Here is a 19,816-nt window from a genome sequence, read left to right on the forward strand (position 1 = left end):
AGTCCACGGCCGTGGTTCTTGATCGTACTTCGTCGTTCTCGCCCCTTTCCAACATCTTTGAGCCCGGTTCTAGAGTAGAAAAAATCTCACCAACGAATGATAGTACAGCTAATAGGGCTGATCCCCCTTCGATAGTGAGGCTTGAACTGACGCACGAGCGTCTGTTCATCGCCTTCGGTATCTGGCGCGATTTGCTCGCGATCCTCGTGCAGAATTACCCGTCGGCAGCGCGATGGCCTCTGGGCAACTGCGCGCCAGCGGAACTTCGTACTTTCGCTGGGCCTGTCCGCCGAATTATGGCCGCCGCGCACTCACCGTGATCGAGGAGGCTTACGAAGAATCCGCACACAAGTCGTCCACGCTTCGGGATTCGAGAGAAGAGGAGGATAGTGTCCTCGCACCGTCGATGCAATCGCCAGACTTTACATCCTTGAGATCATCCGCGCACCGAAAGCTCCAGTATTGAAGCTGGACCCAACGATGGTGCGACAGACGGGTGCCCCTTGTCACCCGGGACGAGAAGAAGTCTGGCAAGCGCCGACCAACGCGAAAACATGAGAATGGATACGGTAGCCCAGGTTGACGCAGAGTGCCCGAGGGGTACTGCTGGGCCACGAAGTCTCCCCTAGAAGCATCCACACTGCGCAGCGCGCACGAGTTGATTGCAGTTCAGTGTGTCCAGAGTCGGACAACGCGTCAGCTTAGCGACAATTCCAGCGATGAAAAGCATCGCTTGTTCAGCGGGTTGGAGTCGATGCCACCTTGGCATGCAGCTTGCTAACGTATGCCTGGCGAAGCACAACAACGAGCGTTCATGATAGCCCGCCGCAACTGGTCCGGCTGTCCTGGGCTAGGCCGGCCGGGCAGGGCGCGCGGGTTGCTCTCAAGCGAAATGATCGCGATCGCCATGCGATGGTGCGCGCCGGGCTGATGGAGATCGCGACCCACGATGAGCTGTCAAGGGCAGAGAGATCCACCGAGCCCCACGGAAAAGAGGCGAACAATGAACATGGAGAACGCTCGGATGAACAGCGAAACGGCCGGGGCGAACGCCCATTTGGTGTCCTCCGCCACCGAACATTTCGACGTGCTGATCGTCGGCGCTGGTATCTCGGGGATCGGCTGTGCTCACCACCTGAGGAGGCAGCTTCCCGGCACTAGTTTTGTCATCCTCGATGAGCAGGAGAGCTTCGGGGGCACCTGGATCACGCACAAATATCCTGGCATCCGCTCCGACAGCGATCTTCACACCTTTGGCTATAGCTTCAAACCTTGGGTCGGTCCGCCGATCGCGACGGCCGCTGAAATTCTGTCCTACATGAATGAAGTGATCGAGGAGAATGGTCTGACGCCGCACATTCGTTACAAGCACCGTATCCTGTCGGCGCGCTGGTCGAGCGAGATCAATCTCTGGACCCTTGAGGGGGAGATGGCCGACACCGGTGAGCGTGCGACGTTTACCGCGAGTTTCTTGTGGATGTGTCAGGGTTACTATCGCCATTCGGCAGGCTACACGCCCGATTGGCCGGGCATAAAGGACTTTGCCGGACCTGTTGTCCACCCGCAACGCTGGCCGGACGATCTGGACCTCTCGGGCAAGCGAGTGATCGTGATCGGATCCGGCGCGACCGCTGCAACTTTGATCCCGAACCTAGCGAACCAGTGTGCTCACGTCACCATGCTGCAGCGCTCGCCGACATATTTCCGGATCGGGCGGAACGTTATCGAACTCGCGGAAGAACTGCGCCGGCTCCAGATTGATGAAACGTTGATCCACGAGATCGTCCGACGCAAGAAGCTGTTCGAGCAGTATGCGTTCAGCAAGCGCTGCCTGGCCGAGCCGGAGCAGGTAAAGAAGGAACTGATCAGCCAGATCGTCGCCGTGCTTGGGCCCAATTATGACGTCGCCACCCACTTCACGCCGCGGTATAGCCCGATGCAGCAACGCTTGGCTTTCGTGCCAGATGCCGACATGTTCTTAGGTATCAAGAGCGGGAAGGCATCCGTGGTCACCGACGAGATCGAGCGCTTTACCAAGCAAGGCATTCTGTTGAAATCGGGCAAGACGCTCGAAGCCGACATCATCGTCAGTGCGACGGGCTTCAACCTTTGCGTACTCGGCGATATCGATTTTGCAATCGATGGCAAGCCGCTGCATTTCTCTGAGACGGTCACCTATCGCGGCATGATGTTTACCGGCATTCCAAACATGGTCTGGGTATTCGGCTACTTCCGCGCAAGCTGGACGTTGCGTATAGATCTTGTTGCAGAGTTTGTCTGCCGCCTGCTCAAGCACATGAAGGACAAGGGGGCAACGAGAGTGGAGGTTGCACTTCGTCCCGAAGATCGCAATATGCGTCTCTTATCCTGGATTGATCCGAATATTTTCAATCCCGGCTACCTGATGCGCAACATGCACCTGTTTCCCAAACGTGCTGACAAACCGGAATGGCAGCACAGCCAGGATTACTGGACGGAGAAGGATGCAATCCCGGCGATCAATCTGGGCGACGTACCGTTCGTGTATAGTTGATACCTGTTCGGATCGCGCGACGAACCCGGACCATGCAGGCGCAAGCACAAGATCGTGTGCGCCTGGCCCCGCTTGCCAGATCAGCGATCTCGTAACTCTGCCCCCTTTCTGGGAGACTTTCTGCGGCGAAGACCCTTAAGCGAGAGACCTCAAGTCATCGGCGCCACGTCTCTGAGTTGGAAAGCGCGTCGTGTTTTGACACATGCACGACAAAGGCTGACGCCGTGGAGTAGTCGCGGAAGTTTGTTGGCTCCGACGTTGGCCGCCGATTAATGCGCAGTGGTCAGACTCGAACAAGCTGCGTTACGAAAGCGCGGCCGGCAAGCCGCCAGCTAACAAAGCCATCTCAAACGTCGGTTTCAGCTGGACAGCCATCTCCAAGCGGGCTCCCGGGAATTCAAGGATGAACAACGATATCAAAGACCTCACTTCATCCGCACGCCGTCGGGCAGCAATCAAGAAAAAGCCGGCGATAGGCCTCAAGACTCACAAGCAAGTCTGGGTCTTCGTGGAGCAGCGGCGGGGCCAAGTGCATCCTGTCTCCTGGGAGGTCATGGGCGTAGGACGCGAGTTCGCCGACAAGCTGCAAGCCGACCTCGCTGCGGTGGTGATCGGTCAGGAAGGGGATGTCACGAGCAACACAGCGCTCGATTCTTTCTGCTATGGCGCGAACCTGGCCTACGTCGTAGCCGACAATATGCTGTCAGTGTATCGCACCGAGTCTTACAACAGCGCGCTGACCGATCTCGTTAACGTCTATAAACCCGAAATTCTGCTGCTGGGCGCCACTAGGCTCGGTCGCGCTCTCGCAGGCTCGCTGGCCACCACGTTATTGACGGCTCTCCCAACCGACTGCACCTATCTCGACGTCGACGTGGATGGTTCACTTGCGACCACGCACCCGAGCTTTGGTGGTTCCATGCTTTGCACGATCTACAACTTGAAATGCCGACCACAGATAGCGACTGTGAGGCCGCACGCGATGCCGATTCCAAAACCACTCGAACGGGGCGCCGCTCGAATAATCATTCATCCGCTCGATCGCGTCGAGCCAATATTGTGACGAAGATGGCGTCGTCAGCCAACGCATTGCAAGAAGACCAATCTCTCCTACGCGGATGTCGTGGTAGCCGACGGCGTCGAGTTCGGATCGGCGGAGAGTTTCGGCCCTGCGCGTCAACTCGCCGCGATGTTTGGCGCAGAATGGGGTGCTCGCATCCGTTGGTACGAGAAGCGGGGCTCGTCTACCGTCGTAGACGCGCAAAACCATCCGGCCCAAGCTCTGCATCGCTGCCGGTATTCCGGCACGATCCAGCATCGGGTCGGCGCGGAGGATGTCGATCTGGCCGTCGCCATCAATGCCGAGAGAAATGCGCGGACTTTTGATCTCGCAAACAACGTCGCCGATATGATCTGGCAGGTGCCACGACCGCTTTTCGCGCGTTTTTACCGTCGCGTTGCTAGCGCAATCGTAAGCTAGCGAGGCCGTCATGATTGAGATTGACTCAATGCAATCTTAGGTGGCTCTGTCAACGCAGCGCCGCTGTAACTATGATCCGCATGGTGTGATGCAATTCAAGCAATTCGTGGCGCTCGGTTTGTAATTCCCGACATCCGCCAGCATCAAAGTAAGCGCGCTACCGATCCTGCCTGACCTGAAGCTCATCTTGTCTTCTATCCTGTCGCGCCTTTGAAGGTTGGAGTCGGAGGCGTACTTACAGATAAAATCATTCAAGGCAAGTAAGACAAAAATGCGGGTCGGGCCTACCTGCTTCGGTAGATTGACCAATCACGGCAAACCGTTTGACAGTCGGTCATACCGCAGCAGGGGAGGTAATTGTCCTCACTCGTACCTGCCTTGGCGCAGAATTCGCGAACCGAGTAGCAGTCGCTTGATGTTAATGAAACAGTAGGACTGGAATGCCGCGGAGAGCTATCACTTGATCAACGACCACCATTGCAGACAGGAGTCGAGACGCGATATGTACGAGTTCAAGCAAGAAACGAAGGCGCTTGTCGAGTTGGTTCGGCGAATCGTCAAAGATCACCAGACGCGGCTCGAGGTGCGAAGGCTTAGAGGTGAGAAGCTGACCTCCGCGGACTTCCAACCCGGACGGGAGGCGGCTAGGAAGTCTGGATTGTGGGGACTCAGCCTGCCGCGCCGCCTGGGTGGCGCGGAGCTTCGTCTCGTGGATCGACTGGCTGTCATTGAAGAAAACAGGAAAAGCCTGACGCCAATTCGCTTCGGGGGCGACGCCTTGCCCGACTTGCTCCACCTGGAGGGCGAGCAGAAGGTGCGATACCTTGACCCGTTTCTGTCTGATGCTACTGGGATATGTTTTGCCCTGACCGAGCCGGGTGGCGGCTCTGATCCGGCTCGCAATACTTTGACCCGAGCAAAGCGCGACGGTAACGGTTGGTTGATCAATGGCTCCAAGCTCTGGGTCAGCGACTTCAATGAAGCCGATCGCGTATTTGTTTTTGCTCGCTTGGCCGGGGAAAATGCAGCTTCCACTATTTCAATGTTCGCTGTGGAGAAGCAAAATCCCGGTCTCATCGCACGTGAGGTACCGATGCTAGGAGGGTACACGACGCATCAGCTGATTTTTGAAGATTGCAGAGTAGACGAGATGGCGCGCATTGGCCCTGAAGGGGCCGGATTCAAAGGTGCACAAGAAGCACTCAATGCCACCCGGTTCGCTAATGCGGCGGCGACCCTCGGAATTGCGCAGCGCTGCTACGATATGATGGTAGAACACGCGAAGGGTCGCGTTCTATTCGGAGGCGCGCTCAGCGATAAGCAAGCGATCCAGTCGATGATAGTCGATTCATGGATAGAAATTCAGCAGAACCGGTTGATGATGTACACCTGCGCCGAGAAACATGACCGCGGTGAGGATGCGCGGGTTGAAGCAAGCATGACCAAATTGACCTGCACGGAAATGGTCGGCCGCGTCATTGACCGCGCAATCCAAATTCATGGCGGTGCTGGTTGTACGTATGAGAGCCCACTTGCTCACTGGTACGACAGTCAACGAATGTCACGCATCTGGGTAGGGGCGAGCGAAGTTCTGAAGTATCGCGTGCTTGCGCGGCATCTGCTGGCGTGATCGCTGGTTCAGAAGAACCTAGATAAATCGAGCCCGGTAAGCAGCGCTATGATGGCGAGTCAGGATCGTCCGAAGAAATCAGAAGGCTGACGTTCCGTAAATCGGGCGCCAATCAATCTCGCATGCGGCAGTTCCTGTAGTTGCACCAGCGACAGGTTCTGCGCGATGCGACCGCAATTGAAGGGAGCGGCCATTGTATCTAAGGACCGCCCCTTAGAATGCCAGGGTGAAACTCAAGTGTGAGCGGGATGAGATGCTGCGGCGGCCGACAGTTTAGCCAGGGCTAATGAGATGAGGGCAAAGAGAAGATGTATGAGTTCAAAGAACAAACACGGGCACTCGTCGAGCTTGTTCGTAAAATCATGAAGGAGTACCAGGAGCCACTCGAAAAGCGAAAGCTTAGGGGCGAGAATCTGTTCCTGGCAGACTATGAGCCTGGACGGGACGCTGCGCGGAGGGCTGGCCTGTGGGGGCTCAGCCTGCCAGTCGAATTCGGCGGCGCGAACCTTTCTCTTGTCGATCGACTTGCCGTCATTGAGGAAAACAGGAAATGCCTAACACCGATCCTCTTTGGAGGTGAGGTCCTCCCCGACTTGCTCCATTTGCGGGACGAGCAGAGAGCCCGTTACCTCGATCCCATCCTGTCTGATGCCAATCGATGCGCCTTTGCGTTTGTTGAGCCCGAGGGCGGATCGGATCCGGCTCGGAAGACGTTCACTTGGGCGAAGCGGGATGGCGATGAATGGATCATCAACGGTTCAAAGAGTTTCGTCAGCGGCTTCGAGAATGCTGACTTCGTGTTCGTGTTGGCTCGCACCGGCGAAGAACAAGGTGCGCAGAGTATGTCTATGTTCGCGGTGCAAAGAGGCAGCCCGGGGCTCATCGAAGACGGTCCAGTGTTGATGCTCGGCGGAGCGAAGTCGATCGATAGAGGCAACCATATTACTACATACCGGCTGACATTCGAAAATTGCAGAGTTGACGATCTTGCGCGCATTGGCGCCGAAGGCGCAGGATTCAAGGAAGCTCAGGACGCGCTGAGTTGGACGCGATTCCGGAGCGCTGCGGCCGCGATCGGCATTGCCGAGCGGTGCTACGAAATGATGGTCGAATACGCCAAGCAACGAAACCTGTTCGGAGGACCGCTTAGCGATAAACAGGCTATTCAGTCAGATATCGTGGACTCATGGATCGAAATCCAGCAGAATCGACTGATGATGTACAGATACGCCGAGAAAGGCGATCGCGGTGATGACACGCGCGTCGAAGCGGCTGTGACCAAGCTGACGTGTACCGAGATGTCCGGACGTATCATCGATCGTGCCATCCGGATTCATGGCGGCGCGGGCTGCACCTATGAAAGTCCGCTTGCGCACTGGTACGACAAACAACGCATGGCCCGTATCTACGAGGGTGCAACCGAGGTTCTCAAGTACCGGGTGCTCGCCCGCAGGCTTTTCGCTTGAGAGCTATGCAAGTTGATCTAAGCAGCAGTGCTAGTGCTCAGAGTTAGCTGGTATGTCAGGAAGAGAGACTCCCGGTTGGCGATCGATTGACATGAGGTTGGAATTTGTAGTCAACGCCGGCCTTGCCGTTTGTTGAGGACTGTGAAGGGAGCTCCTGCGCCGCAGATCAGTGAGTTGCCGTTAGGCTACGTTCGCGCCGGTCATGTTGAGAACGTTCGACGTGCCTGCGCGAAGCTTGGACCAGCAGACCAGCAGGGCTATCGATATTCTCAGCATATAGGGTTCTGTGACAGGCTTGGTCGATGCTGCGGCAATCCTGTTGGGCAGGTCGACCGCTCAATTGTGATGTTTATCGATGATGCTGCTTCCTTGTGCCTGATCTACAGCAGAACTAGAAATTAAGGTTCGGCTGTGGCTCCGGGCGCCTATCGGAGCGAGTGATCTGGTCATCTGGAACGCAAATTCGTCGCATTAGTTGATTGCTCGAATCTCTAGAGAGGAGCGTGCTAGTGGCGAATGCAGGTATGCGAGGCCGGCCGATCGCGCTGTTAGTGCTTAGTCCGCAGGAGCGGGCGTACTTGGAGAGGCAAGTTCGTCGTCATCGTGTAGCCGATCGCCATCTGAGTGGTGCCGCGCGATCCTGCGATGTGCAGATGATCTGCCAGGCAAGTCTGTGGCTGCCGAACTTGGCATCCATGAACACACCGTTGGCAAGTGGCGCCGCCGATTCTTGAAGGATCGCTGTGATGGTCTGCTTGACGAAGCCCGCCCTGGCCGCCCTCGAACCATCGACGACGATCAGGTTGCTGAAGTAATCGAGGACATTGCGTACGACACCGCCCGACGCGACGCACTGGTCGATCCGCTCGATGGCTGCGGAAACTGGCTTTTCTCACACCACGATCCGCCGAATGTGGACGGCGTTCGGCTTGCAGCCGCACCGCAGCCAGACATTTAAACTGTCGAGCGATCCGCTATTCGTCGATAAGGTCCGCGATATTGTCAGGCGTTACCTGTCCCACCGAACCGAGCCGCTGTCCTCAGCGTCGTTGAGAAAAGTCAGATCCAGGCACTCGATCGCGAGCAGCCGGTCTTGCCGATGATGCCTGGGGTGCCGGGAACGTCGCACGCACAGCTATGTGCGGCATGGTACGGCCACGCTGTTTGCCGCGTTCGACATCGCTTCCGGCTTTGTCATTGACAAATGCTACAAGCGCCGTCTGGCGGTCGAGTACTTGAAGTTCCTCAAAAAGATCGACGCTCAAATCCCTGAGGGCTCGCTGTCCACATCGTCATGGACAACTACGCGACCCACAAGACATCCAAGATCAAAGCGTGGCTCGCTCGCCGGCCGCACTATCTGTCCACTTCACGCCGACTTCCGCGTCATGGATCAATCAGATCGAGCGCTGGTTCGCGGAACTCACCAGAAAGCAGATCCTGCGAGGTGTTCACACCTCCGTCAGGCCGCTCGAGGCCGACATCCGTGGTTCATCGAACTGCACAACAACAACCCGAAGCCCTTCAAATGGACCAAGTTTGCAGACCAGATCTTGGCTCCCGTCAAACGCTTGTGCCACAAAGCCCAGCAGACTTTATGTGGCGAGCTTTAGATTCACCTGACTAGAATGACGGAATGGCTGCGCCATGCGACGGAGCTGCGATCCGCTCCCAGCACGGCCCCAGAGTGGTCCCACGCACAACAGCGATGCTCAAGGCTATTCGAATAGGTAGCTGCGAAGCACATGGTTCGTAGTTTAGTTTGCATCAGTCGGAACGATTGCAAGAGAGAATCTGGTTTGGCGTGACATCGTCAGGAATGATGATCGTGTCATTTGAGTAGCCAAGTGCGTTCTTCGGCAGATCAGAACGGGGATTGAAATGCAGCAGGAGATGACGGTTTCGGATTGTCGTCGTGCACCCGGACGCTTTCGGAACACCGCCTACGTGATCGACGAAAGCAAGCTGTATTTCGATGCAGCCCACGCCTCTGGTCTTATGGCTCTCCAGGCGCGGTCCAGGGCTGGACGCACGGTCGCCCTAGGTACCGGCCCTCTTAACAGTCGAACGCTGGTGACTGATTTCGTGCGGTGCTCCTATCTAGGTCTTGACAATCATCCCGTAGTCATCACAGGCGCGATTGAGGCGATTGAGGCGCATCGATCGTTGCACTGGTCCTGCGCACGAACGAGGCTAAATTTTGATCTCCTGGCAGAGCTTGAAGAAACCCTGTCGGAGATGTTCTGCGCGCGCGTGCTCGCATTTTCGACGGTTATGCTTGCCAATCTTGGCGCTATGCCCCTCCTTGCTTCGGGCCAATTGACGGGTGGAAGGAAGCCAGTCGTCGTATTCGATCGAATTGCGCATGTATCGCTCGCCTACCACAAGCCGGTCGTGGCTGATGAAACTCGGGTAGAAACAATTGCGCACAACGATCTCGATGCTCTCGAGCGCCTGTGCCGCGCACATCCGGTGGTCGCCTACGTATGCGACGGTATCTACTCTATGGGAGGGAGTTCGCCCATAAAGGAACTGCGCCAGCTTCAGGAACGTTATGGGCTCTTTCTTTTTATCGACGATGCCCATGGCATATCGCTCTTTGGACGCCAAGGCGAAGGATTTGCTCGCTCGCAGTTTCCCCAAGCGCTGGGCGAGCGTACGATCATAGCAGCATCGCTCGCGAAAGGGTTCGGCGCATCAGGCGGCATGTTGATGCTCGGAGCGGCCAATCATGAAGCTCTGTTTCGACGCTACTCCATCCCCTACGCGTTTTCGGTGGCTCCCAATTTGGCGGCGGTTGGTGCTGCGCTCGGCTCGTGCAAGATTCATCGATCCGCAGAACTTGGCGAGCTGCAACGGAAGCTCGCGCACCGGATCAAGATCTTTGACAATCGGGTCGCAACGACCGAACGAGGCAATCTGTTCCCTATCAGAATGATCGCAATCGGGGAGGAAGCCAAAGCGATTACGCTGGCAAGAGAGCTCCTCGATGCCGGCTTCTACACTTCTGTAACGTTCTTCCCCACGGTCGCTCGCGGACAAGCGGGAATTCGTGTGTGTATTACGGCGGATCATGATGCAGGCGATATAGAACGTTTGTGCGACTGCATCCTGGAAAGAGTAGCGTGCACAACCGGACCCGCTATACGGTCAGTGGCTCCTGATGTGATAGAGTGAACGAATTTACGGAACCGGTCGAGAGGAAACTAGGATGGCGTGATCGTCAGGCATGGAATCTGCAACCACCGAGGGGGCAACCGCCAAGGAGTGCACATACCAAACTGACTCACAGGCTCTCTTTCAATCGGTCGCCCCCGGTGAGCGCGCGTCCCTCGGGAGATACGATGGGCTTTCGCATCTTATTGCCGTCGGGGCAACGGAGGGTCTGCCTGGAATGGCTGTAACTGCAGGTCTAGAGGGCCCTAGGCAATCGTCAAGAGACGTACGCCCTCTGTTCTTGCGCCGTCTGCCAGCCAGGTGGCAACGGTTGCTCGTTTCATTGATGAGCTGGCAGACACATGGAATCGGCAAAGTCCAAAGATCAAAGCGACGGGCGGGTCGCGCTCATCACTGGAGGGGCACGGGGGATCGGATTCGAGATCGTACGGAGATTCTTGGCCGACGGTTATCAGGTTGCCTTCATGTCGACGACAGCAGAGCATGTGGAGCGGGCGCTAGACACACTTGGCCGCCCGGAAGGCCGGCTCTATGCTGAGAAGGGCGATGTAACGCGACAAGATGAGGTTTCGGGATTTATTAATCGCGTCCGGGCCCGTTGGGGCGAGATTGCGATTTTGGTGAACAATGCAGGTATTTCTCCCAAACGTGCGGATCAGAATGCACCTTGGTTGTCGCAGACCTCCTTGGAGGAATGGACGCGGGTTGTTGATGTCAATCTTAGCGGACCGTTCATTCTTACGAGATTTGTTGCGCCGGCAATGATCGCGGAAGGTTATGGACGCATTATCAATGTGGGATCGCTCGCAGGCCGTGCTATGCCATTGATCGCAGGACCGCACTATGCCGCGTCGAAGTCCGGACTGGTCGGGTTGACCCGCGCTACCGCGCGAGATCTGGCACCGTACGGTATCACGGTCAATTGTGTAGCTCCTGGGCGGGTTCTCAGCGATCTGACTGGACCGGCTGAGGCTCCAGTCAACAAGACAGCTCTCAACCGGATTCCAGTCGGGCGTTTTGGAACAGCTGAAGAGGTAGCTTACGTAGTGGCCTTTCTGGCCTCATCGGGGGCAGGCTTTATCACCGGTGCGACCATCGATATGACAGGGGGAGAGTTCTCCGCTTGAGGCGATGTTCATTGCAGTTCTGGCGCAAGCGAGTGATCTCGGTCGAACGTAAGAGAGATCTGTACCGGGAATGTAGGATCTGCGGCCTGCCGCATAGAGCCCCTTAAGCACAGGTGACCAGCTTTTCGGCAGCCCGCCACGTGACCTTGAGAGAATTGAATTCTATGTATCCGGTCCTAGTGAGCAGGGCAGCGATATCTGCCGCTAGATAGTGCAAGATCAGGAACGCAAGCATCGTATACTGTCCCTGCGCGGCAATTGAGCACGGCACGGGCTCAATGATGGAACCGGTCGGGCAGCTATCATGTGATCTCTGCACTTGCGGTGATTCAGGTTTGTTCATCTGTGATTGCACAACGGTGGCTCGTCATACCTTACCGGAGCAGGCGGCCGCTACCCAAGAAAAGATCGCTCGTCCTAAGCCCCGGACTGCCTAGCGCAACAAGGGAGGCATCCCATCGATCAACGGCTGGCACCAACACTCGTGCTAGATCATGTGCAGCTCGCTCGATGGACGAAGCCCTGCGGCAACAGCTCCTTACAATAGTCGAGTGAACTGGTGGGTGGCCCTCACCTCTGTCTTCAATCGGACATGAGTTGTGCGAGAGAAGAGGCTATACATCAACCGGCGACGCATCGAGTACGGAATTGAACTTCGGCTTTAGTTCAGAGGTGGCTCCGGCCGTAGCGCCACTCTCCTTAAGTGAATGTCGCTTTTGGGCTCCGACCGATATCCCGATGCCTCGCTTTCGGCAAACCGATGTGCGTGCACCTCCAAGCATTGTGGCCTTCTGTTGAGATACGACGCCGGTCAGCCTGCCAAGCGTCTGTGCCCAACCCAGTTATCATCCATTTCTGGTGGTACGGGCCTTGCAGAGTTTGACGCGAACGAAGCGAGGAACGATGTCGCCTTGATACTATACCCAGTTGCGAGCAACCCGTAGTGAGCCGGCATGAGACGAGCTGCACGCGATATTGCGAGCGGCGTGTCGGCCCAGACCAGTTTGACAGAACTTTGAAAGAGCAACGATGAATGGAAAGCCCTCGGCCGAAGCATTCTCAAATTTGCGGGTCATCGAGATCGGGAGTTCGGCCGCAACAAGCTATTGCGCTCGGTTGTTCGCGGATTTCGGTGCCGATGTGCAGAAAGTCGAGCCTCCAGCTGGCGATCCGCTTCGGCAGTGCGCGCCGCTGACCCGCCTTGGCCACAGTGCGTGGTTTGCTTTCCTCAACTTCAACAAGTCGAGTGTGATTATTGATGACACCGAACCCGATGCGAAGGCTCGGCTGACAGCACTGATTGAGGATTGCGATGTCCTGATCGATGGTCGTCACGTCAGTCCAGCGAATTGCCCAAGCATGGATATTGCCGCAATACGCCAGCGGTGCCCCTGGTTGATATACCTAGAAGCAAGCTGGTTTGGCCAGGACGGACCCTATGCAGGATTTGCCGCAACCGATTCAACTGTCCGTGCGTTAGCTGGTCTCGTCAAGCTAGTTGGACCGGTCGAAGGCCCGCCACTGCACGCCCCCGACTTCCAGACGGGTATCCTCGCGGGCCTTTGGGGCTTCATCGCCGCGACTTCCTCCGCGGTTGCGCGAGCGCATGGGAAGGAGGGGCGCTCGTGGTCACTCAGCATTTTCGAAGCGACCCTCACGCTGAGTGATTATCTGATGTTCGAGGCGTTCGCGCGCGGCGATGTGATGCGCAGGATCGGCGCCAATCGCTTCTGGCCGGGCTTTCCATTGGGAATTTATCGCACAAAAGGAGGGTGGCTGGGTGTTACCGCCGTGACACCGGCACAATGGCGTGCATTCTGCGATATGCTTGGTCTGTCGGACTTGCGCGATGATCCGGCTCTGGTTGTTGGAGAAGATCGTCTGCAGCGGGCGCAGGAACTGGAAGGAAGGTTTGTTCCGGAATTGAAGACGCGGACGGCCCTGGAGTGGTTCGCAGAGGGGCTGGAGCGCAAAATACCGATCGTCCCGGTGCCCGAGATATCTGATCTGCTCCTCGATCCGGAGAAAAATGAACGTGGCGCAATCGTACCCGTCGTGCTGGGGGAAGAAGATGGCCGCACGGTTGGCTCGGTCCAGCGGCTTACGGTCACACCGCCGCGTCGGGGCGGGAAGGTGCCAGCTCCCGGCCAGCAACAGTCTTTCCAGAGTAAGAGATGTGTAACCGGTGCCGTCGGGCCATCGACCCGTTCCATGGATGCGGCGCCACCGCCGTTGCGCGCAATTCGTGTCGTCGACTTCTCGATGGGCTGGGCTGGGCCGTTATGCACCAGAACACTTGCTGATCTTGGCGCTGACGTGATCAAGGTCGAGGCCATTCAATATCCGGACTGGTGGCGCGGTGTTGACCGGCGTCCTGCGTACATCGATGGCCGGATGTACGAAAAGACAGTGCGGTTCTGCGTGATGAACCGCAACAAACGCGGTATCACGCTGGACTTGACGCGGCCGCAAGGCGTAGGGCTCGCCAAACGGCTTGTGGCGGGAGCCGACGTCGTCGTCAATAATTATTCAGTTGATGTGCTGCCCAGGCTCGGGCTTGGCTACGACGTGCTCACAAAGCTGAACCCACGGCTCGTCATGATGTCGATGTCTGCGTTTGGTGCAGACAGCGCCCATCGCAATTGCCGGGCTTATGGCTCAACTCTTGAGCAGGGATCGGGCTTGCCCAGCGTGATCGGAAGGCCCGGTGGCCCGCCCATAATGAGCCACACTGCCTTTGGGGATGCGGTTGGCGGGTTAAACGGATGCGCTGCTGTTCTGGTCGCCTTGGTCCACGCCCGGAACACTGGGCAGGGGCAATTCATCGATCTCGCGCAGATTGAATGCATGATGCCGTTTGCAGCGCCGTGGATCACTCTCCACTCGATAGACGGCGTTCAACCACCGAAATACGGCAATCGACATCCCGAGTTCGTGCCGCACGGGAGCTTCCGGTGTGCGGGTGATGACAGCTGGATCATGATAGCGGTTACCGGCGCAGACATGTGGCGTCAGCTTGCGCGGCTTATCGGCCGGCCGGACTGGGGCAGAGACGCATCGTTGGAATCAGCAGAAGGTCGCCGAGGCATCGAGGACGTGATCGAGGCAGGCATTGCAGCCTGGACGCTCTCGCGAGACGCGGATCAGGCCATGTCTGAGTTGCAGGCAGCAGGGATAGCTTCTGGCGTGGCTCGTCTGCCAATTGAACTCCTCAAGGATCGGCATCTTGCGTCGCGAGGATTTCTGCAGGATGTTGAACGAGCATTCATTGGCAGGCACCCGCAGCCCTCGATGCCTATTCGCGAAGCTGCCGTGCCGTATGCGATCCGCACAGCCGCGCCGACGCTCGGACAGCACAATGCAGAAGTGCTGTCAGGGCTTCTCGGCCTTTCCGAATCCGAGATTGCGCAGTTGATGAAGGATGGCATTATCGGTGCGGTAATGCTCTCGGAAGGTGAGCTCGCGTCGACGAAATCGACGTAAGCCTGACATATCGAATCCAAGGGTGTGGGTGTTCCTGTATATGCAGATACGCATCTGCAGATAAAAATCCGTTATCTCGGCTTTTGATCGCGGCAACGGGCGATCAGTCGTCTCCGCGTCGATATCGTGCCGTTGGGATGATGCCAAGCGAGTTCCGCAGTGATGGCATTAACCGCTTGACCCATACGAGCTGTTGCTTTTCCGGGAAGATATTTTGGCTTAACAGACATTCCTTCCGCGCTTCACTTCGCAGGAAGAAGAACTCGGCATGCCGGAGTCAAGCGGAGGTGCAGTCGTGCTCCGATCGGTTGGCGCGCGATCGCCGATGAATAAGCCGTCATATCGGCCGAACCTTGATCAGGCTATCCGGCCAAGGTCTAAACCGAGGTGGAGGCAGTCGAAGCTCAATCAGACCACGGCCTTCGCCTTTGCGCCTAGTCATCTGAAATGTAAGTTCGTCACATAAAAGAGCGCAGGGATCTCTTAAGGAGAGCGCTTGTGGCGAATGCAGTTATGAGAGGCCGACCGATCGCTCCGTTGGTGTTGAGCGCGCAGGAGCGGACGTACTTGGAGAGGCAAGTCCGTCGTCACCGTGTCGCCCGGTCGCTGTCTGAGCGATGCCGCGATCCTGCGATGCGCGGATGGAGTGCCAAGCAAGTCTGTGGCTGCCGAACTCGGTCTCCACGAACACGCCGTTGGCAAATAGCGTCGCCGATTTGTGAGGGATCGCTGTGACGGTTTGCCTGACGACGCCCGCCCTGGCCGCCCTCGAACCATCAGCGACGATCAGGTTGCTGCCGTGATCGAGCGGACGTTGCGGACGACGCCGGCCAATGCGACGCACTGGTCGATCCGCTCGATGGCGGCGGAAACTGGCTTTTCCCACACCACGGTTTGCCAAATGTGAGCGGCGTTCCGCTTGCAGCCGCATCGTAGCCAGACATTCAAGCTGTCGGGCGATCCGCTGTTCGTCGACAAGGTGCGATATTGTTGGCCCTTATCTGTCCCCACCAAACCGAGCCCTTGTCCTCAGCATCGATGAGAAAAGCTAGATCCAGGCACCGGATCGCGAGCAGCCAGTCTTGCCGATGGTGTCCGGCGTACCGGAACGTCGCACGCACACCTATGTGCGACATGGTACGACCGCGCTGTTTGCTACGCTCGATGTCGCGTCGGGGTTATCATCGGCAAATGCTACAAGCGTCATCGGGCGGTCGAGTTCTTGAAGTGTTTGAAAGAGATTGATGCTCAAGTTCCCAAAGGGCTCGATGCCCATATCGTCATGGACAACTACGCCACCCACAAAACACCTAAAATCAAAGCGTGGCTTGCCCGCCGGCCGCACTATCATGTCCACTTCACACCGACTTCGGCATCATGGATCAATCAGGTCGAGCGCTGGTTCGCCGAACTCACCAGAAAGCAGATCCAGCGAGATGTTCACACTTCCGTCAAGCAGCTCGAGACCGACATCCGTACCTTCATCGACCTGCACAACAGAAACCCAAAGCCGTTCAGATGGACCAAGTCCGCAGACCAGATTTTGGCGTCCGTCAAACGCTTCTGCCACAAAAGCCCAGCAGGCCTTATGCGGTGAACTTCAGATTCACGTGACTAGCATATAAGTTCATTGTAGAAACCGTGCCTCACCAGCCAGGAGGAGTATTTATTCGAGGCAAATGCTTGCGCGGCAGATGCACTTCCGAGCGCGATTTGCACATCCACGCAGCACGATCTTGTTTCTTTATTCCTCAATGTTGTCTTCTGCACGTCGTACCTGCTGATCAGCAACTACTTGATAGGCAAGTTAGGCCATAAATGTTTTACGACGTCGCTGCCCCTCCGGTAAGCGCAGCAACTGTCAATCAGGCCTGGGCGGGGATGCTTATCGAAAGCTCCTTTTTGCTGCAGGACTGGCAAGATGGTCTGGAACATTACCGACCCGACAGAACCAATAAGTTCGGCGAGGTGAGTGCAGCCAGCACTTCGAGGGATGCGCTCTCTGACGTTCTTCTTCCAGCCTGGCCCGATCGTGAGACCCACGAGCGGAGCAAACGCACTTGCTGCTTCCGAGCATAGCGGATACGGGTTGTTGTCGCTGGCAACATCGACGGCCCGAATCCTGAAGTCTGTATCGACGGTCAACCGCAGCGACATGTCATGCACCGGTTTGCCAGACAGAACTTCACGCCAGGGATTCGCGTACGGCCTAGTTTTCGAGTCGATCAGACGCGCCTCAATATCCCAGAGGAGGTCGCGACGATGGTAGCCAACCACTTCTGTAACCCGGCGATGAAGCATTTCTCGTTCGACAGGATCAGGAAGAGGCATGGATCTCACCGTTTTTCACATGCATGCAGAGAAGGGCGTAGCTCACACTATGCGGTCCGTTGGCAGCGTCTGCAAGATCGTAAATCTCATTATAGGTGTTTTAAATTGTTGACATGTTCTCATGATGGGTGCACCGTTGTGCACAGGCTGCGGCTTGTAAGATGGACATGATGGATCGGAGAGACCATGGCCGTATTGGAAACCGAGTCTCGAGGTACGGTTCTGGTCGCGCGGTTCAACCACGCCACTCACCATAATCCGATGAGTCTGGAACTCGAGACTGCAATCCGCTCGATATGCCGGGAGACAAATGACAATCCGGAAGTGCAGGCCCTGGTATTGACAGGAGGGAATGAGAGATCCTTTTGCGCCGGCGGCGATTTCAAGGAAGTGGCCCGGCTTTCCGGAAGTGCGGCAGTGGAGGCGTATATTGACCGGTTGATTGACTTTTATTCGACGGTTCTCAGCATCACGAAACCGACAGTTGCCGCAGTCGGTGGCTACGCCATAGGGCTCGGCTTTCAGCTCTCGCTATGCTGCGACTGGCGCGTCGGAGCGCCAGGAACGAAGCTGACTATGTGGGAACTGAAGCACGGCATCGCTTGCATTGTCGGCGGGTATCTGCTCCAGAGTTTCGTCGGTCGGGCCGCGATGTCCAGCATCGTCTATGGGTGCGAGGCCGTTCCGGTTTCCTGGGCGCTGGACCACAAGTTGCTTCACGAGGTTGCGGATTCCGGAAACCTTGTGGAGACGGCTATTGCGCGTGCGCGAATTCTCGGTGAGTTTCCAGAAATCACTTTTCGCCGAACGAAGGAGTCAATTAATCAAGGCTTGCTTGCTGGTTTGCGCAATATCGCGCTCGAGGCAAAACAGGCACATGTTGCTGGTGTTGCTAGCAGCGCCGCACAGCAGCACTTTAAAAGCGTGCTGGGCAATGGCAGCCCGAAACGCGATGGCTCAGCCCACTATTGTTGAGATCGCAAGACCGCCTGTTGACGACTCTAGCGCCTAGCGTTCGACTTCGAAAACTTGGCAACCAACGAAACAATGTCGGTTCGGGCATGCTCGTCCTTGATCTTCATGAAAGCTGTAACAAGGTCAAGGACCTGTTTTGCCAACTTGCCCTTTTGTGCGCCGACTATCGCGGAGACGTCGGAGAGCGGTGAGCTCCGTCGTAGTGATACGCTATCATCGACTTCATAGAAATGTGTGATCGGGGTGTTCAATGCTTTAGCGATTTCGTAAAGCCGACTGGCCGGGACTCTACTTGTGCCATTTTCGTGCTTCTGCAGTTGCTGAAAAACTATGTCCAATCGACTGGCGAGCTCCTTCTGACTTAGGCCGACTAGCTTTCGTTGGGTTCGAATGCGCTCGCCAATTCTCGCATCAAGGTTGTTGTATGCCACGGATTACGTCCGGCCTCAGGCTCTTTTCAATTCGACAGCTTTGAATCTATAACATTTCCAGATAGTTCGTTCAACGGCCCTTTATTTGGTGACACGTGCCGAACTTGCTAGCGTCGTGCCCAACAGTCTGACGATCAGGTGCTGATCGCGCACCTTAAGCTCAGGATCGAGAAGCTCAACTGTCATCGTCATGGCCCTCGCTCGGAGCGTACCAAGGCCGCTAGATCAACTCGAACTGACTGCTGGAGGAATTCGAGATCTCGGCGACCGAAGACGAACTGGCCAAGATGACGACCACCCTACCGCGGCGTCCTTCTCGCGCCCGCGGTCATCCCGCAAGCCATTCCCGGATCATCTGGTCCGCGAGCGCGCGATCGTCTCAGGGCCGACGTCATGCATTCGCTGCAGCGGCGGCGCGCGACAGTCCAAGGTCGGCGAGGACATCATCGAGCACTGGAGGTGATCCCGAAATGTCGGAAGGTGATCCAGAACTTTCGGGAGAATTTTAACTGCCGAGGCCGCGAGAGGACCGGCCAAGCCGCTGCGCCGTTCCACGTCATCGCGCGGGCTAGGTGTGGAGCCTCAGGAGGTTGTCTTTGGTCAAACCGAGCCTGCTGATCGGCGTTAGTGAGTCTATGCCACCATGGGGTCGGTGCCAGTTGTATTGATGCAGCCAGATCGGCAGCTCTTGGGCGCGCCGATCTGAGGTTGGATACGCCTTGGCGTAAGCCCACTCCCGAAGTGCAGTCTGGATGAAGCGCTCGGCCTTGCCGTTGGTTCTCGGCGTGTAGGGCTTCGTGCGGATATGCTTGATGCCCAGGTCCCGGCAAGCGTCTCGGAAGGCAAAGGACTGGTAGCAACTTCCATTATCGGTCATGACGCGAGTGCCGGTGCCGCCGAGGCTCTTGTAATAGGTGACAGCCGCCTTGAGAAAGGGAACAGCGCTATCGGCCGTCTCGTCGGGCTTGATCTCGGAGAAAGCAACGCGGGAATGGTCGTCGATGCAGACGTGGACGAAATCCCAGCCAGCGCCACGGCTCTTGTTCGGACCACTCGGATCGCCAGTGATGCGGTGCCCGACACGCTCGAAACGCCCGAGCTTTTTGATGTCGATGTGAATGATCTCGCCTGGGCTCTTGCGCTCATAGCGGCGTTCCGGCTCGGCCGGCTCCAGATCGCGGAT

General features: G+C 56.9%; 10 protein-coding genes and 4 pseudogenes. 11 read left to right on the plus strand and 3 right to left on the minus strand.

Annotated features, from left to right (window positions below; genetic code table 11):
- Positions 1–1,024: 1,024 nt before the first annotated feature.
- From BI327_RS40405 to BI327_RS40445, 9 genes and pseudogenes are all read left to right on the plus strand, one after another.
- Positions 1,025–2,533: a flavin-containing monooxygenase gene (locus tag BI327_RS40405; RefSeq protein WP_083742429.1), complete on the plus strand. Its 1,509-nt coding sequence runs from the start codon at positions 1,025–1,027 to the stop codon at positions 2,531–2,533.
- Between the two features lie 403 nt (positions 2,534–2,936).
- Positions 2,937–4,013, plus strand: a pseudogene (locus BI327_RS43880) (electron transfer flavoprotein subunit alpha/FixB family protein).
- A gap of 502 nt (positions 4,014–4,515) precedes the next feature.
- On the plus strand, positions 4,516–5,643 hold the full coding sequence (locus tag BI327_RS40415) for an acyl-CoA dehydrogenase family protein (RefSeq protein WP_076867206.1): 1,128 nt from the start codon (positions 4,516–4,518) through the stop codon (positions 5,641–5,643).
- A 308-nt stretch (positions 5,644–5,951) separates the two neighbouring features.
- The gene (locus tag BI327_RS40420) at positions 5,952–7,109 is read left to right on the plus strand and encodes an acyl-CoA dehydrogenase family protein (protein WP_076867207.1); all 1,158 of its coding nucleotides are present in this window, start codon (positions 5,952–5,954) and stop codon (positions 7,107–7,109) included.
- A gap of 509 nt (positions 7,110–7,618) precedes the next feature.
- Positions 7,619–8,722 (plus strand): annotated as a pseudogene (locus tag BI327_RS40425) (IS630 family transposase).
- A gap of 268 nt (positions 8,723–8,990) precedes the next feature.
- On the plus strand, positions 8,991–10,286 hold the full coding sequence (locus tag BI327_RS40430; RefSeq protein WP_076867208.1) for an aminotransferase class I/II-fold pyridoxal phosphate-dependent enzyme: 1,296 nt from the start codon (positions 8,991–8,993) through the stop codon (positions 10,284–10,286).
- 341 nt (positions 10,287–10,627) lie between these two features.
- Positions 10,628–11,413: an SDR family NAD(P)-dependent oxidoreductase gene (locus BI327_RS40435; protein WP_076867209.1), complete on the plus strand. Its 786-nt coding sequence runs from the start codon at positions 10,628–10,630 to the stop codon at positions 11,411–11,413.
- 1,029 nt (positions 11,414–12,442) lie between these two features.
- Positions 12,443–14,896, plus strand: a complete 2,454-nt coding sequence (locus BI327_RS40440) for a CaiB/BaiF CoA transferase family protein (protein WP_076867210.1) — start codon at positions 12,443–12,445, stop codon at positions 14,894–14,896.
- A 498-nt stretch (positions 14,897–15,394) separates the two neighbouring features.
- Positions 15,395–16,521: pseudogene (locus tag BI327_RS40445) on the plus strand (IS630 family transposase).
- 166 nt (positions 16,522–16,687) lie between these two features.
- Here BI327_RS40445 and BI327_RS40450 read toward each other — a convergent pair.
- A complete protein-coding gene (locus BI327_RS40450) occupies positions 16,688–17,227 on the minus strand; it encodes a DUF2889 domain-containing protein (protein ID WP_076867211.1) in 540 nt (179 codons plus the stop codon).
- 186 nt (positions 17,228–17,413) lie between these two features.
- Between BI327_RS40450 and BI327_RS40455 the strand changes: the two genes are divergently transcribed.
- Entirely contained in the window at positions 17,414–18,202 is a 789-nt protein-coding gene (locus BI327_RS40455) for an enoyl-CoA hydratase/isomerase family protein (protein WP_076867212.1), read from the plus strand.
- Between the two features lie 26 nt (positions 18,203–18,228).
- Here BI327_RS40455 and BI327_RS40460 read toward each other — a convergent pair whose 3' ends face one another.
- Positions 18,229–18,633: a helix-turn-helix domain-containing protein gene (locus BI327_RS40460; RefSeq protein ID WP_076867213.1), complete on the minus strand. Its 405-nt coding sequence runs from the start codon at positions 18,631–18,633 to the stop codon at positions 18,229–18,231.
- Between the two features lie 61 nt (positions 18,634–18,694).
- Between BI327_RS40460 and BI327_RS42930 the strand changes: the two are divergent.
- Positions 18,695–19,218 (plus strand): annotated as a pseudogene (locus tag BI327_RS42930) (IS66 family transposase); the annotation flags it as partial.
- On the opposite strand, the gene BI327_RS40465 reads toward BI327_RS42930, so the two are convergent.
- On the minus strand, positions 19,202–19,816 hold a 615-nt coding region (locus BI327_RS40465; protein ID WP_143271799.1), incomplete at its 5' end, for an integrase core domain-containing protein. The pseudogene BI327_RS42930 and the gene BI327_RS40465 sit on opposite strands and share 17 nt — an antisense overlap.

It is taken from the genome of Bradyrhizobium mercantei (assembly GCF_001982635.1).
Classification (GTDB): domain Bacteria; phylum Pseudomonadota; class Alphaproteobacteria; order Rhizobiales; family Xanthobacteraceae; genus Bradyrhizobium; species Bradyrhizobium mercantei.